17 protein-coding genes are annotated in these 14,614 nt (G+C 61.2%); 11 read left to right on the top strand and 6 right to left on the bottom strand.

The features are described from left to right. The first annotated feature begins 272 nt into the window (after nucleotides 1-272). From NZ740_10385 to NZ740_10340, 10 genes are all read left to right on the top strand, one after another. Nucleotides 273-2,003 carry a GspE/PulE family protein gene (locus NZ740_10385; protein ID MCS6772410.1) on the top strand — a complete coding sequence of 577 codons (1,731 nt, stop codon included), beginning with the start codon at nucleotides 273-275 and terminating at the stop codon, nucleotides 2,001-2,003. Between the two features lie 79 nt (nucleotides 2,004-2,082). Further along, nucleotides 2,083-3,387: a type II secretion system F family protein gene (locus tag NZ740_10380; GenBank protein ID MCS6772409.1), complete on the top strand. Its 1,305-nt coding sequence runs from the start codon at nucleotides 2,083-2,085 to the stop codon at nucleotides 3,385-3,387. Between the two features lie 102 nt (nucleotides 3,388-3,489). Beyond that, nucleotides 3,490-3,924, top strand: coding sequence for a type II secretion system major pseudopilin GspG (gene gspG / locus NZ740_10375; protein ID MCS6772408.1), 435 nt, complete (start codon nucleotides 3,490-3,492; stop codon nucleotides 3,922-3,924). Continuing rightward, nucleotides 3,903-4,562, top strand: coding sequence for a prepilin-type N-terminal cleavage/methylation domain-containing protein (locus NZ740_10370; protein ID MCS6772407.1), 660 nt, complete (start codon nucleotides 3,903-3,905; stop codon nucleotides 4,560-4,562). Before gspG ends, NZ740_10370 begins: the two co-directional genes overlap by 22 nt. After that, on the top strand, nucleotides 4,559-4,987 hold the full coding sequence (locus NZ740_10365) for a prepilin-type N-terminal cleavage/methylation domain-containing protein (GenBank protein MCS6772406.1): 429 nt from the start codon (nucleotides 4,559-4,561) through the stop codon (nucleotides 4,985-4,987). The genes NZ740_10370 and NZ740_10365 overlap by 4 nt, the downstream gene beginning before the upstream one ends. Before the next feature lies 1 nt (nucleotide 4,988). Beyond that, entirely contained in the window at nucleotides 4,989-5,792 is an 804-nt protein-coding gene (locus tag NZ740_10360; GenBank protein MCS6772405.1) for a prepilin-type N-terminal cleavage/methylation domain-containing protein, read from the top strand. Further along, the gene (locus NZ740_10355; protein ID MCS6772404.1) at nucleotides 5,789-6,856 is read left to right on the top strand and encodes a type II secretion system protein GspK; all 1,068 of its coding nucleotides are present in this window, start codon (nucleotides 5,789-5,791) and stop codon (nucleotides 6,854-6,856) included. Before NZ740_10360 ends, NZ740_10355 begins: the two co-directional genes overlap by 4 nt. A 72-nt stretch (nucleotides 6,857-6,928) precedes the next feature. Beyond that, complete coding sequence (locus NZ740_10350) at nucleotides 6,929-7,804, top strand: PIG-L family deacetylase (protein MCS6772403.1); 876 nt, start codon at nucleotides 6,929-6,931, stop codon at nucleotides 7,802-7,804. A gap of 171 nt (nucleotides 7,805-7,975) precedes the next feature. Continuing rightward, on the top strand, nucleotides 7,976-8,398 hold the full coding sequence (locus NZ740_10345) for an OsmC family protein (protein MCS6772402.1): 423 nt from the start codon (nucleotides 7,976-7,978) through the stop codon (nucleotides 8,396-8,398). Nucleotides 8,399-8,402: 4 nt separating this feature from the next. Continuing rightward, nucleotides 8,403-9,011, top strand: a complete 609-nt coding sequence (locus NZ740_10340; protein ID MCS6772401.1) for a CDP-alcohol phosphatidyltransferase family protein — start codon at nucleotides 8,403-8,405, stop codon at nucleotides 9,009-9,011. Here NZ740_10340 and NZ740_10335 read toward each other — a convergent pair. Next, the gene (locus NZ740_10335; GenBank protein ID MCS6772400.1) at nucleotides 8,999-9,769 is read right to left on the bottom strand and encodes a hypothetical protein; all 771 of its coding nucleotides are present in this window, start codon (nucleotides 9,767-9,769) and stop codon (nucleotides 8,999-9,001) included. The two genes, NZ740_10340 and NZ740_10335, sit on opposite strands and share 13 nt — an antisense overlap. A gap of 19 nt (nucleotides 9,770-9,788) precedes the next feature. Between NZ740_10335 and NZ740_10330 the strand changes: the two genes are divergently transcribed. After that, on the top strand, nucleotides 9,789-9,983 hold the full coding sequence (locus NZ740_10330) for a hypothetical protein (GenBank protein MCS6772399.1): 195 nt from the start codon (nucleotides 9,789-9,791) through the stop codon (nucleotides 9,981-9,983). Nucleotides 9,984-10,115: 132 nt separating this feature from the next. Here the strand turns inward: NZ740_10330 and NZ740_10325 are convergent, their stop codons facing one another. From NZ740_10325 to NZ740_10305, 5 genes are all read right to left on the bottom strand, one after another. Then, entirely contained in the window at nucleotides 10,116-10,436 is a 321-nt protein-coding gene (locus NZ740_10325; protein ID MCS6772398.1) for a class I SAM-dependent methyltransferase, read from the bottom strand. A gap of 171 nt (nucleotides 10,437-10,607) precedes the next feature. Beyond that, on the bottom strand, nucleotides 10,608-10,874 hold the full coding sequence (locus NZ740_10320) for a hypothetical protein (protein ID MCS6772397.1): 267 nt from the start codon (nucleotides 10,872-10,874) through the stop codon (nucleotides 10,608-10,610). Between the two features lie 64 nt (nucleotides 10,875-10,938). Further along, nucleotides 10,939-13,092 carry a bi-domain-containing oxidoreductase gene (locus NZ740_10315; protein ID MCS6772396.1) on the bottom strand — a complete coding sequence of 718 codons (2,154 nt, stop codon included), beginning with the start codon at nucleotides 13,090-13,092 and terminating at the stop codon, nucleotides 10,939-10,941. After that, nucleotides 13,089-14,177, bottom strand: coding sequence for a UDP-N-acetylglucosamine 2-epimerase (non-hydrolyzing) (gene wecB, locus NZ740_10310; GenBank protein MCS6772395.1), 1,089 nt, complete (start codon nucleotides 14,175-14,177; stop codon nucleotides 13,089-13,091). The genes NZ740_10315 and wecB overlap by 4 nt, the downstream gene beginning before the upstream one ends. Further along, nucleotides 14,174-14,614, bottom strand: a 441-nt coding sequence (locus tag NZ740_10305) for a DUF362 domain-containing protein (protein MCS6772394.1), incomplete at its 5' end; no start/stop codon positions are given. The genes NZ740_10305 and wecB, both read right to left, overlap by 4 nt.

Genomic DNA, 14,614 nt, shown 5'->3' with positions numbered 1-14,614 from the left:
GAAGGCGTCCCTCCATATTATGGAGCCGGTTCCACCCGCGCCGTCGTGAATTCTATTTGCGGCCGACATGAAAGTCGGCCTTCCAACGGGAATGGAGGGCGCCGTTCCACCGGCGCCGGTGCGTATGGTCGGGGCGGAAGCCGACGTTCCAAGATCGTGGACAGATGATATCTTGACCCGCCAGTTTATTTGCAATTGGTGGGCGAACGGGTTACGCCGCCGGTGAAGGAAACCGGTTGGCGTTTGACCGCAAGAGGGCGGCGACATAGGTTATGAATTTGATGACGACGGCTTCGTTGCCTTCGCACCTTGCCCAGCTTCTGGAAAAGACGGGGTTGTTCCAGCCCGCGCAGGTGGAGGAACTTCTCGCGCGCCGGCGGCAAACCGACCGTTCTCTCACGGAACTCGTGGTGGAGCTGGGCTATGCCCGGGAAGACCAGTTCCTCCGGTCTTTGGCGACTGCGATGGCTTTGCCATTCATACGGCCCCACGAGGTAACTATTGATAAGTCGGTGCTCGACAAACTACCGACCAAGGCTGTCTTTCAGTACAATGTGCTTCCGCTGGCGATGGAGAATGGGGCGTTGCGCGTCGCTACATCGGACCCATTCGCGCCGGGATTGATCGACGCGCTTCGCCTGGCGTCCGGCTACCGGATCCGGCTTGCGCTAAGCACCTCGGCGGATATCGACAAGGCGGCGAAGCGGCTCTATGGCGTGGGGGCTGAGACGCTTGACAAGATGATGGCCGACAACCGGATCGAGGTGGCGGCCGAGGAGGATTTTTCCAAACAGGATCTCAGCGAGCTGGATCAAGAGGCGTCGGTCGTCAAATTCGTCAACCAGATCATCTGGGAAGCCTACAAGGACCGTGCGACCGATATCCATCTCGAGCCACAAGAAACCGATCTGCGAATCCGCTATCGCGTGGACGGGGTCTTGCACCAGACGCCGGTCCCGCCGCAACTGAAGCGGTTCCAGGCGTCGATCATCTCCCGCATCAAGGTGATGGCGAACATGGACATCGCGGAGAAGCGGCTGCCGCAGGACGGCCGCATCAGTCTGCGGATCCACGGCGAGGAGATCGACGTCCGCGTGTCCACGATGCCGACCGTATATGGTGAGAGCGTCAGTCTCCGGCTGCTCATGAGATCCAGCGGGCTACTAGGAATGGACAAACTCGGGCTGGAAGAACGCGATTCGCAAATTCTGCTCAAACTGATCAACAAGCCGCACGGGATCCTGTTGGTCACCGGCCCGACGGGCTCGGGCAAATCTACGTCGCTTTACGCTTGGCTGCACACGATCAATTCGGTGGATTTGCGGATCCTCACGATCGAGGACCCGATCGAATATGAGATGCCAGGTGTCAACCAGATTCAGGTCAAGCCGGAGATCGGACTCACCTTTGCGGTCGGACTTCGCCACATCCTGCGCCAGGACCCCGATGTGATTATGGTCGGCGAAATCCGAGACAAGGAGACCGCGGAAATCGCCATCCGAGCGGCGCTGACAGGGCATTTGGTCTTCAGCACGCTGCACACCAACGATTCCGCGGGTGCGGTCACCCGCCTGACGGACATGGGTATCGAACCGTTCCTGATTGCGTCGTCCGTAGAGGGTCTGGTCGCCCAACGGCTGGTACGGCGCCTCTGCACGCATTGCAAGCGGCCCTGGCACTACGACGAGAAATTTCTCCGCAGCATCAACTTTCCGATGGAGCGGCTGAAGGAGGGCCAGATCATGGAGGCGGTCGGGTGCGAGGAGTGCCGCGGGACAGGCTTCAGAGGACGGACCGGCATCTATGAAATTCTGGTCGTCAACGACCACATCCGGCCCTTGATTGTCAGCCGGGCCTCCTCCAACGCGATCAAGCAGGAGGCGATCCGACGCGGGATGCGCACCCTGCGGGAGGACGGGTGGACGAAAGTGCTGAAGGGCATCACGACGATCGAAGAGGTCTTGCGCGTCACCGAGGAAGATGAAGCCCTTTCGGAGTCGTAGGCAGCTCCCCGCCCAGCAGGGGGCCGAATGGCCGTTTCGCGGCTCGGCGGTCGGGTGCGGCTGCCGACTCTGACTGTCCATGCCCAAATTTGCCTACACAGCGCGGTCCATTGCAGGCGAGCGAACCTCGGGCGTCATCGAGGCGACAGACCGCCGAGCGGCCCTGATCCAGCTTGAACGTCAGGGTCTGGCGCCGATTTCCGTTCAGGAGGCTTCGGGCGCGCCTGCCGCTCCGCCAGCTCCGAAACAGTCGCCGGCCGACAAGAAGCGCCCACAGGCCGGGGCCGTATCCGCGTCGCACGCCACGCGGCCGCGCCTCGTCATTCGCCGGGATGCACGGCCCCGGATGAATCTGCGCGAAACACTCCTGTTCACCCGGGAATTGAGCGATCTACTCGCCTCGGGCATGACCCTCGGCAACGCGCTGCATACGCTCAGCCAGCGCCAGACCGGAAAGGGCCAGGATCGAATCATCGCGGCGCTTCGGGACGAAATCATCCGGGGCGCCAGTCTGTCCGACGCGCTCGCCCAGTGGCCCGAAACATTTTCGTCTCTCTACATCAATATGGTTCGCACGGGCGAAGCAAGCGGCAAGCTGGCGGAGGCGCTGGAGCGGGTGAGCGCCCATTATGAGCGGGTGCAGACCGCGCGCGAGAAGGTGGCCATGGCTCTCGTCTACCCAGCCTTCGTGCTGGGCGTGGGACTGCTGACCATGGTCTTCACGATGGTCTTTGTCGTGCCGCGATTTTCCACGATTTTCGAGGAGCTGGGCAGCACGCTGCCTCTCCCCACCCGGATTTTGATCGGGACGAGCGCGTTCCTGCTGAAATGGGGATGGCTGTTGTTGATCCTGATCGGCGTCGGCGTCTGGGCCCTCCGGCGGTACATCCAGACGCCAGATGGCGAACGCTGGTGGCACGCCCTTCAGCTCCGTCTGCCCGTATTCAAGCGGATCGTCACCGCGAACGCCTACGCGCAGTTTGCGCGTACCCTCGGCGCGCTGCTTCAGAACGGCGTGCCAGTCCTGCAGGCGCTCGCCATCGTTCAGGACAGCATTGGGAATCGCATCATCGCCGAACAGATCCGGCAGGCGCGGGAGCGCGTCACGGACGGGTCCACCATTTCCGGCCCGCTGGCCGCGGGAAAGGTGTTCCCGCCTCTATTGACCGACATGCTTGCCGTTGGCGAGCAGTCGGGTGACATGCCGGGAGCTCTCAGCCACATCGCGCGCCGCTATGACGACGAGCTGGACCGGAACGTCAAGGTGTTCACGACGATCCTTGAGCCGCTGATGATTGTCATCATGGCCGTTCTTGTCGGATTTGTGGCCGTCAGTATGCTAATGGCGGTTTTCGACCTCACCAGCGGGCTCAATGTGAAATGACCTCCGGGTCAACGGATTTCCAAACGCGGAAAAACGTTCCCAAATGAGTCCAACGTTTGTAAATCTTGTGATGTCCAATCTATGGGTATTCGGAGGGATCGCATGAAAAGATGGTTATTGAGTCGTTCGGCGTCGCGCGCGGGGTTCACACTCATTGAAGTTCTTCTGGTCGTGGTGATCATCGGAATTCTGGTGGGCGTGGCCGTACCGCGCCTGGGCGGCCGCGTGCGACAATCCCAGATTTCCGCCGCTCGAGCGGGCATTGAAAACATCAGCACGGCCCTGCGCCTGTACGAGCTCGACATGGGGACTTTCCCGAACTCTCTGCAGGCGCTGATCCAAAACCCCGGCGGGGCCGGCGGACAATGGCGGGGCCCATACCTGGAGAAGGGCATGCCCAAGGATCCGTGGGGCAATGATTACGTGTATGTGTACCCGGGCAATAACAATCCGGGTTCTTTCGACCTGAAGTCGCTGGGCCCTGACGGCGTCGACAGCGCGGACGACATCACCAATTGGGACACCGCGAAGAAATAGCGGTTGAGTTCGGCTCATCGGGACGTGGCGCCGAAAGGGCGGCCGACCGCTCGCTGAGGCGGTCGAAGCAGGGCAGCGTTCCTGCTGGCGGCCGCGCGGCATTTACCCTCATCGAGCTGCTACTGGTCGTAGCGATCGCGCTGATTGCGGCGGGCATCGCCGTACCGCTGTTTGCCCGCAGTTTCCAGGGATCTCAGTTACGGACGGCCGCCCGTCACATCGTCATGTCGGCCAAATACGCTCGAAGCATGTCGGTCCTGCGCCAGCAGTATATGGCCATCCTGTTCGACAAGGCGTCCGGCCAGATCGAGGTCGTATCGTTCGCCGACCGGAGAGCGCTGGCCGCGCGCGACAACTTCGTAAACACCCCCGTTGCGGGAGAAGACGGAAAAGATGGAAAATCGGAGGTGGCACCCGCCATCCGCAGCGAATTGCGAAAATCGCTGCCCGCGGACATTTCCATCGCGTCGTTTACCACCCGAACCGGAGCCCGGTCGCTCCAGGACATTTACTGGGTAAATTATTTTCCAAACGGCATGGCGGAGGGCTTCGAGATTGAGCTGGTAGATAAACTCGGCAAGCGCGCGCGGCTGCGCGTCGACGGGTTAAGCGGCGACGCAAAGGTCGAGTTTCTATGAATCTCACGCGCTTTCGTGGGGGAATTCGCCGCTTCTTTCGGTTCGGCAGCCGGGATGGCTTGAGCCTCATCGAGGTCCTGATGGCCGTCGTGATCCTCGGAACGGGCCTGGTATTCCTTATTTCGGCGGCCTCCCGTTGCGTCGCCGTGGCCCGAAAGGTGCGGAACCTTGAGACCTGCCGCGAGCTATTCGGGCGGGTCGAAGTAGAGAAGCCGATCTGGTTGGAAGAGGAGATTGAAGACGCTGCGGGTGAAGGGGCCTTCTCTGGAGAGTACAGCAGCTATCGGTGGCGCCGCGAGGTGGAGACCGTGGGCGACGAGAAGGACGGCCTCTGGCGCGTAACAACCACAATTTATTGGTCCGAACGGGGGCGGGAAAATTCCGAAACGGTCGTCACCTATGTACATTGGCCCAAGAGAAATTGAGTTGCGACGTACCGGTTTCCGCACGCTGCCGAGGGGCCGATCGGGCTTCACCCTGGTTGAGCTTCTGGTCGCCCTTGCCGTGGCAGCGGTCGCGATCGCGATCGTCTGGCAGAGTTTTGCCGCGATCACGCGGGCCTGGCGTCGCAGCATGCAGGTCGCGGACAATGTACGGCACGGCGACTTTGTGATCGATCAGCTTGTCTCGGCGCTGCGGTCGGCCGCCTATTTTCCGCTGCGCCCGGACCGCTACGGGTTCTGGTTGGAGAACCGCGGCGACCGGGACGTCGTGAGCTGGGTCACCTCGGGCACGGCCTTCATACCGCCCGATTCTCCCCTCGCGCTTGGCCTACGGAGGATCATGGTGGGCATCGAGCCGAACGAGGATGGCGTCGAAGCCTTCACCGTGCGGGCTTTCCCCCACCTTGCCGAGTCGCTCGAGCCACGCGACGCGGAGGCTTGGTCCGTCTCATCACGCGTGCAGGGGCTTGATGTGCGCATCTGGAATCCGGAGGAAGAGCGCTGGGAGGACGAATGGGAGGATACGAACAAAATTCCCGGTCTCGTGGAGGTCACCCTCTACATGACGCCTCTGGAACGGTATGAGCCGCCGATGAAGATCGCGCGGCTTGTGCAGATTCCGCTCGGCCCCGTCACGCTCGGCACTACGCCGGTCGCGACCGGCCAGCCGGGGGCGGAGGGCGGCGACCCCGATGCCCGGCAGGACGCCGGCGGCCAACCGCAGCAGAATGCCAATTCGTCGCGCGAAGAGCCTCGTGAGCGCACAAGAATCACGAGCGGACGATGATGGCGCCTTCCCAAACCGGTCCGGGTCGCGACCGAGCCGCGACCGAAGGCTCGGTGCTCATCGTTGCGCTCTGGACCCTCATGGTGCTGGCCCTGCTGGTGATTTCGATGGCCTTCGATATGCGCATCGAGGCGGAGATCGCCTCGCACATCCGCAAGCGGACCAAGGCACAGTATCTGGCGCAGGCGGGGGTCGAATGGGCAAAGGTCCTGATGACCAAACATGTAGAAATGCTCGACACGGGGGAATTGCGCGTCAATTCCAGCGACGACCCGGAGATGATCGCGCTCGCTCATCGGTTTCAGCACCTTGGAATGGGCTTCACCGGCCACAAGCACGAGCTCGGCGAAGGGCATTTTAACCTGTCGATCCTGCCTGAGCCCCGCCGCTGGAATATCAACGTCCTCGCGATGCAGGCGGCGACCGACGAGAGCGCCCGGTGTATTCTCGAAGAATTACTGGACCAGGCGGAAGTGCCGCCCGAGTTGTATGACGAGCTGATCGATTGCCTGATCGACTGGATCGACGCGGACGATCTCCACCGCGTCAACGGCGCGGAATCTGACGATTCGTTTTACAAGGAGCGCGGATACAAGGTCAAAAATGCCCCTCTCGAAACCGTCGACGAGTTGCGCCTCATCAAAGGCTGGACCGATGCAATCGTCTACGGCGGACCCAACCCCAACCCGGACGATCCGCCTATGCTGGGCGTGGCCCAGAAACTGACGGTCTGGGGGGAGGGCAAAATCGACGTCAACGACGCCGGCGATGAGGAGCTGCTTGCCATCTGCGAAATGGACGAACTTGTTTTAGAGGACATCAAACGACTCCGCCTCGGCCTGGATGGAAAGGAAGGCACCCTCGACGACGGAATCAAAGACCTCAACCAGGTTGCGGGAATGAAGCCTGAGATCGCCAAATGGCTAACTGTCCGCGATACCAAATTCGTCCGCTTGGTCTCCATTGGCGAGGTTCAGGGTGTGCGCGCGGGCATCTGGGCCGTTTTGCAAGTCAGCGAGGGGCAGATCACGCCGCTGTACTGGCGCGAAGAACCTATGGATTAACTGGCTGGATCACAAATCGGGCTGGCTTCCAGTTCGCGGGCTAAACTATACTGAATATTGTTCAAGCCCTCCGTGAGCTCACCGATTGATTTCTCCCAACCTGACGCACATCTTTTCATCCCCAGCGGCCGTCCGGCAGACGAGGTTTTCCCGCTTATTACCCATGTGGGCATCGGCGCGCATCCGGACGACCTCGAAATCATGGCGTTTCACGGGATCCGTGAGTGTTACAGGCGAACCGACCGGCGCTTTGCGGGGATCGTCTGCACCGATGGCGCTGGGAGCCCGCGCAGCGGGTCTAGCGCCGGTTTTAGCAACGCGGACATGAAACGGATCCGTCGCGAGGAGCAGATCGCGGCAGCCCAACTCGGGGATTATGGTCTGCTCGCGATGTTATCGCACCCGAGCGAGGAGGTCAAAGGGGCCGGAGGCTCCGCCCTGCGGGCGGACTTATTGGCCCTTCTCGGCCGAATGCGCCCTCAAACGGTTTATATGCACAATCCCATGGACAGGCACGAAACGCATCTTGCAGTCTTCGCGGCCACGATGGATGCGCTGCGGGCCCTGCCGGCCGACCGCCGACCGGCGCGGGTGCTAGGCTGCGAGGTCTGGCGTGGTCTGGACTGGCTGCCGACGGAATGGAAAGTCGCCCTGGACTTGAGTGGCGGCGAGGATTTGTTTCAGTCCCTAGTCCGCGTCTTTGACTCTCAGATTGCCGCGGGCAAACGGTACGATCTCGCGGCCTTGGGTAGGGCCCGGGCCAATGCGACATTCCTCGACTCGCACCAGCCCGACTCCGCGGAAGCGATCTGGTTTGCCATCGACCTTACGCCCCTTGTGAGGGACAGCGGCATCGATTTGCTGGCATTTGTCGAACGAGTTCTTTGCGATTTCAGCGCTCTCATCCGTGAACGGTTACGCCGATATGCCGGGCGCTCCGAATCATAAGTTGGCCGCAAAAATAGGCCGGTAAGCCTTGGATTTCGCATTGGAAAGCTTACTTTTACTCCTTTTATAGGGGCAAAGACAGCTCGACAACCAGCACATCGGGTCTCTGAGGCTTTCGCTTCCGCCTGGTGGGTATCGTTGCCATAGTAGCAGAGATTCTAGGAGCCGAACATGTGGACGTATGAGACCTCGTTGGTGTGGAACGCCGATGAAACAGGCACCGAGCGGGCCTTGGGTCGCCCCGATTGGGCGATCAGCTCGCCGCCGGAGTTTGGCGGAAAATCCGACAAATGGAATCCTGAGCTGATGCTTGTGGCATCGGTGGAATCCTGCTTGATGCTGACAGCCCTGAGTGTGGCCAAGCGCCAGAAGATTGAGATTAAGGCTTATTCGAGCCGGGCGACTGGACAGATGGCGAAAACGGCAGACGGCCTGCGGTTTACGGAAATTCGCGCCCACGTCATCCTCGAGGTCGACCTCGGGGTAGATCCGGCTAGAGCCGAGCAACTCATTCGGATTGCGGAAAAATACTGCCCGGTTTCGAACGCTTTGAAGTGCCCTCTGCACGTCACGGTGGAGGTCCACACGCGCTGACGTCATGGCTCGCCTGCCAAAGATTCGCGGCCTTACGCTGGCCACCCGGGTTACTTTGTTGCGGATTCTCGGCATTCCGGCCTTCGCCGTGCTGGTGATCTATCACTTGGTCGCCCTCGAGCAGGGAGCGGAGGATTCGCCGTACCGGTGGTGGGCTCTGGTCGTTTTTGCCATCGTGGCGGGCACCGATGCACTTGATGGCTATTTGGCCCGATCCCGGAATGAAGTGTCTCCGCTCGGTCGTTTGCTGGATCCGTTGGCCGACAAGGCCCTGTTGCTGTCCGCGTTAGTGCTGCTAACCCGCCCTGACCTCGAGCCGCTCACTCCCCACATTCCGGTATGGTACACCGGGCTCGTGATCAGCCGAGATGTCCTGGCCGTCGGCGGTTACTTTCTTGTCCGCCACCTGGCCGGAGCGGTTCACGTACAGCCCCGTTGGACGGGCAAGGTTGCCACGGTGTTGCAGATGGTGATCGTGCTCTGGGTCCTGTCGCAGGCGCCGGCGGATTACTTTTCCATCGGCGTGGCCGCGGCGGCGTTCTTCACGACCCTCGCTGGCGTGCAATATTTGATCGACGGCCTTCGACAAATCGAGACCGCTCACCGGGGTTGAGCTGCTGCCGGCGCGAGCGCGAGGTCGGGAGGACACTTGACCGGGTGGATCGACCACGCGCCGGCCTCCCGAGCCTCCCTGATTCGTTTCGAAAATTCACCCTGGCTTCGGACCCACCTCTTTTGCTCCGGCGGCATGTCAACCACGCGAAAGCCGAGATGGTGCGCCACCGTTGCGAACCACAGCTCGAGATAGACCGGAAACGGCTCGGCGACCGCCGCCACGGCATCAAAGGCCTCCCGGGTCCAGAGCGATCCAGTCCCTAACATGCTCAGCACCACACGCTTGTCCGCGCGGCAACTGATAGTTTCTAGGAAGCGAGTAAACTGGTGGTCCACGTCATGGTACAGCGCATGTGGATTATTCGTTCCATCCACACGGGCGACTGCGAAGCCCGCCACGTCGGCGCCGCGCCCGGCCAGATATCCCGCCCATCGGTCCACCAAATCGGGGACCAGCGGGAGGTGGTCATATTCCATAAACAAAACGTGGGTGTAGGACCTGCCTTTTATCCAGTTCGAAACAAGGGACCAAATGGGCACAAATGACTGCCGTTCACGCTGGTGGTCTCGTGTATTGATTCTGAATTCGGGCACTGGCAGACAGGGATCATGTCCTAACGTGCCGGCCTGATCGGCAGGCCCTCTAAAGAGAACCAGCAGATCCTCCGTCGGGCATACGGCGCGTCGCCAAGAGAGCCACGGGCGGCCTCGCTCCCCGCCGAGATGGGTGAGCACTATGCTAAGAACGGCGTTCACGGGGGAAGTCGACCGGCGGATGCCGGGTAAATCCGAGGCACTGGCGCCAATATGTCAGCCGCGTCTGTGGGAGGAAAACGGGAAGGAGGTTTTCCTTTACGCCAATAACCCAGATCCGGTTGCCGAAACCCACCACGAGGCCGCGCCCGATGACCTCACCCGTGTAAGCGTCGCGAATCGGCGGACCGAGGAAGCGAGCGGTTCGCACTACTAAGGAACTCAACCTGTTGCGCCATTTGAGGTTCACGGAATTCTGCAGATTATATCTCTAAACCCTCGGAGCAAGCGCAATTTTCCGGACGTTAATGGCTTCGGGTCACCGAAGCGCGATCCGTGCGAATGATCCCTATTTTGTGATCACCCACTTGTCGTGGACGAGGGAAATGTCGCGACCTGCCTCTTCGGCAAAACGCCGAACCGCTGTGCGGACGCCCGTCCAGCTACAGTCATCACCAAAGATCACGCCGCCGGGCTTAAGAATTTCGAAATAGTCGATCAGGTCCCGAATCACGTCCTCCTCCTCATGGCTTCCGTCGATGTAGGCGGCATCCGCCTGCAGACCCTGCCTCAGCAGCCACATCGCGGCGGATGACGAATGGAGCGGGAACGGAACGATCATGTCCTGAAGGCCCGCATGGCAGATGTTCGCGAGGGACTGATAATACACTTTAGGGATAGCCGTTCCGACAATTCAGTGCTTCAAAGCGCGTTGGAACATTCTGATTTTCCCAGAATTCAAGCGCTCCCAACCAGGCGTCGATGCAAAGGATCACCTCGCCGCCGTGTTTTCGCATTAGCCAGCTATGGTGATGGCCGAGCCCCCCTTCCACGAGCCCACTTACACGACGAAGCGCAGGCGATATCTACCCAGAATTTTTGCGAACGCTGCCGAATCACTGCCCCAGCCCGTCGGATCGAAAGCATAGGCTTCGAAGTCAAATCCCTCGTAGATGTCCTGCCCGTGAATTCGCTGCATCAGAACGTTGCGGGTAACCGGCTGCGACAAATTCGTGCTGCGGTTGGCGCGGAGTCCGGCGGGATGGCGGCGTTTGATTACGTATCCGCATTTCGAGGCTAGATAGGACAAAAAGTAATTAATCGGCATGCTTCCCCTACGTCGGCGCTCTGAAACTTGAGTCGAGTCGAACGTGTTGAAATCAGTCGATACCTTAATCGGCAATATCAACCGGCTTTCCGGCGTTCAGACTATCTTGCGCGGCAAGGGTCAGCCGGGAGCTGATTAGGATCGACTCAGGAGACTGTGGAAAGGTCTGTTTGCCGCGGATCGCCGCAAAAAAGGCGTCGAGCATGGCGCGCTGACCCTTATCCTGGGCGGACAACCGTTCGACGCGATCACGGTTCGGCTCGTGGATCGTTAGCGTATTGAAATCGTCCAATACGGCTGCTCTGCCGCCGATATACATCTCGACTCGCTCCTTCGAGAGACGGGGGGATCCGTCCGCGGAATAAACGACGACACCGATTGAGCCGTCGCGAAACGATACCGTCGACGCAAAATTCGAATGCGCAGGCAAATCGATTCGCGGGCTCCGGATGGCTTCCGTGAATACGCGCACCGGACGAGCGTCGGCCAGAAAACAGAGCAAATCAAAGAAATGGCACCCTTCGCCGAGCAACCGGCCGCCGCCGATTTGGGGATCCTGCGTCCAATGGCTGGGCGGGAGCCTTCCCGCGTTGACGCGAATCGATATGAAGACCGGCCCGCCTTCGCGGTCCCTCGCCTCGCGGAGCATGCGCGCGAGAGGGCTGAATCGGCGGTTGAATCCGACCGCAAAAACCCCGCCGCTGGACCGGAGCGCGTTTTCGACTTGTTCGCAGCCCGCCGCGTCAAGCGCGAGGGGCTTTTCGCACCACACGTGTTTACCCGCCTGTAGCGCGGCGGCGGCAAGCTCCGCATGCGTGTCGTGGCGCGTTGCGATGAAAACCACATGCGTCGCGGGATCGCCGATAATTTCCCGAGCATCTCCCGTCGAGAAGCCGAATCCGAACCGGTTGGCCGCCGCGACCGCGTGGTCTGGCCGGAGCGCTGCGACACCGCGGAGTGATATGCCGTTCTGACGCTGAAGCAACGGGAGAAGAACGCCGGTTGCATAACCGCCAGCGCCTGCAAACGAAACGTTTAGCGTTCCTTCGTTCGCACGAGGCGCGGACGTGCGCTCGATCCGCGCAGCCGGCCGGGCAGGGCGACTTGCGTAGGTGAGCACAATGCCGACGCGGTCCGCGTCTCGGTCCTGCAGCAGGGCATACGCAGCGGGGGCATCCTGCAGCGGGAAACGATGTGTGGTCAGCCGTCCGGGGTGAATCGCGCCAGCGGCCGCCAGTTCGAGCACCGCCTGCATGTTTCGCTGCTCCGTGAAGCGCACATAATCGATCGGGTAATCGATGCCCTGTTCCTCATACGACGCATCGTACCGGCCGGGGCCGTACGAACGAGACATTAGGAAGCTTAGTTCCTTGCGGAAATAAAGCTCACGAGGGATTTCCATGCCTGTGGCGCCCACCATGACAACTCGCCCCCGCGAACGCGCCAGCTCGCCCGCCAGAGCGACAGGACTGCTGTCCGGCGCCGACGCGCAGATGAGCGCGGCGTCCACACCGACGCCGTTCGTCAATTCCGCCGCTGCAGCGATCGCGTCCGGCAGATCCGCCACGGCCAGGCAACCTTGATCGCGCGCCCTTTCCCTCGCCCGGGGCGAAGGGTCGATGCCAAGCACTCGACACCCGGCCGCACGTAACAACTGCACAGCAAAAAGCCCGATCAGGCCCAGGCCAATGACGGCGACATTCTCGCCGACGGCGGCGCCTGCCTGACGGATTCCCTGAAGGGCGATGGCGCCGATCACCGTGTAGGCCGCCGCTTCATCGTCAACGCCCTCAGGAACCCGCACGCACAGAAGGCGCGGCACGACCACGCGCTCAGCGTGCATAGCGTAGCCAACGCCCCCGCATGCGATTCGGGTGCCGGGCGGCAGGTCCGGCGCGGCGGGATCGCCTTCCTCGACCACGCCGGCACACGAATAGCCGAGCACCTCATATCCCGAGGTTTTGGATTCGATGTGCGTCTGCAGCGCATGAAGCCCGCGGTCGCGCAATAGTTCTAGTCCCTTCTTGATCAACTCGGGTCGCTCGGCGATCCGGCCGAGGAGCGAACGGCCCGAGGACGATCTCAGCGCAGACTCGGTCCCCGCACTAATGACGGATGCTCGTACGGCCACGGCGAGGTGACCCGGCCGCCGAACGGGATCCGGCACATCCACAACCTCCACGGCACCTGTCCGCTTGTTGAGCAGAACCTGCCTCATGCTATCTGATCCAGAACATCCATGATACGGCCGGCGGTTCGGCCGTCCCAGCCCTCGATGTTCGGCCGGAATCGGGGCCTCTCAAGGGCGCGGCGTATGGCGTGTTCCAGCGGTTCGCGCGCGGGTTCATACAGCTCATTGGTTCCACGACTGATTGTGATTGGTCGCTCGGTGTTGGGGCGCACGGTCAGGCAGGGAACTCCGAGGAAGGTCGTCTCCTCCTGAACGCCGCCCGAGTCGGTGACGACGAGCGCCGCAGCTGACTCGAGCCTCAAGAAATCCAGATAGCCCAGCGCGTCGATCAAAAAGAAGTCATCCGTGGCGGGACGGAATTCAATCCGATCCAGCATTCGCCGGGTTCGGGGGTGAAGAGGCATGACGACAGGCATCTGGCGAGCCGTCTGATCCAGGGCGCTCATAAGCAGGCGAAGTTGTCCGGGATCGTCCACATTTGATGGGCGGTGCAACGTGACGAGGATGTACCGGCCCGGCAACAAGCCCAGCTTGCCCAAAATGGGCGAGTCGGCCGCTTTCTCGATCAGCAAAACCAGCGAATCAATCATCACGTTGCCGACTCGGATGATTTTCTCCGGCGGAATGCCCTCTCGGAGCAGGTTTTCATCGGCCTCGGGGCTGTGGGTGAAGAGAAGGTCGCTGACGGCATCGGTCACGAGACGGTTGATTTCTTCCGGCATCGAGCGGTCGAAACTGCGCAGGCCCGCCTCCACGTGCGCAAGCGGAATCCGCATTTTCGCCGCGACGAGCGCGCCGGCTAGCGTGGAATTTACGTCGCCGACGACAACCAGCCAGTCGGGCCGTTCGCGCATGAAAAGTTCTTCGAGCGCGATCATGGTCCTGCCCGTTTGTGCGCCATGCGGAGCGGATCCGATCCCGAGATAATGGTCCGGCTGCGGCAGGCCGAGATCGGCAAAGAAAACATCGTTCATGATGGGGTCATAATGCTGGCCAGTGTGGATAATCAGAGGGATCCATCGCTCCCGCCGATTGGCGTGAATTTCTCGCCAAATGGGGAAGATTTTCATGTAGTTCGGCCGCGCTCCGGCCAGCAGAGCGACGGTTTTCATGAAATCGTGGCCCCCGAGGACTGACGGGCCAGCTCGATGTGGCCGATCCATCCGGGATGTGGCTCAAATGGCGGTATCGGGCAGTTCCACTCTCGCGAAAAGAATATTTTGGCGGGAATTTGGCGGCCGCTAACATAAAGCTCGAGGTCTTCGAGCTTGCGAACTCCGTAATCGGCGGTTCCTCCCATGATGGAGAACTGCTTGATTTTGCGCGGGTCGAACCCCATGAGGCGGGTTGCCGCGAGATCAGCCGCCAATAGATTCTCACTCATCACCATAACGCCGGCCAGGCGGGCCCGGGGCGCCAAGGGGCCCTCTCCCTCTCCTGCGATGACCCCGTCGATCAGGCTGAATAAACGGCGCTGCGGTACATCGCGAATCACGCCGTCGCGGTCGGCGAAATGGATGATGCGGGCGAGGTCGGCCGTCATGCGCCA

The sequence above is a fragment of the Kiritimatiellia bacterium genome (assembly GCA_025054615.1).
Lineage (GTDB): Bacteria > Verrucomicrobiota > Kiritimatiellia > CAIVKH01 > CAIVKH01 > JANWZO01.
This window is presented reverse-complemented; position numbering and strand designations above follow the sequence as displayed.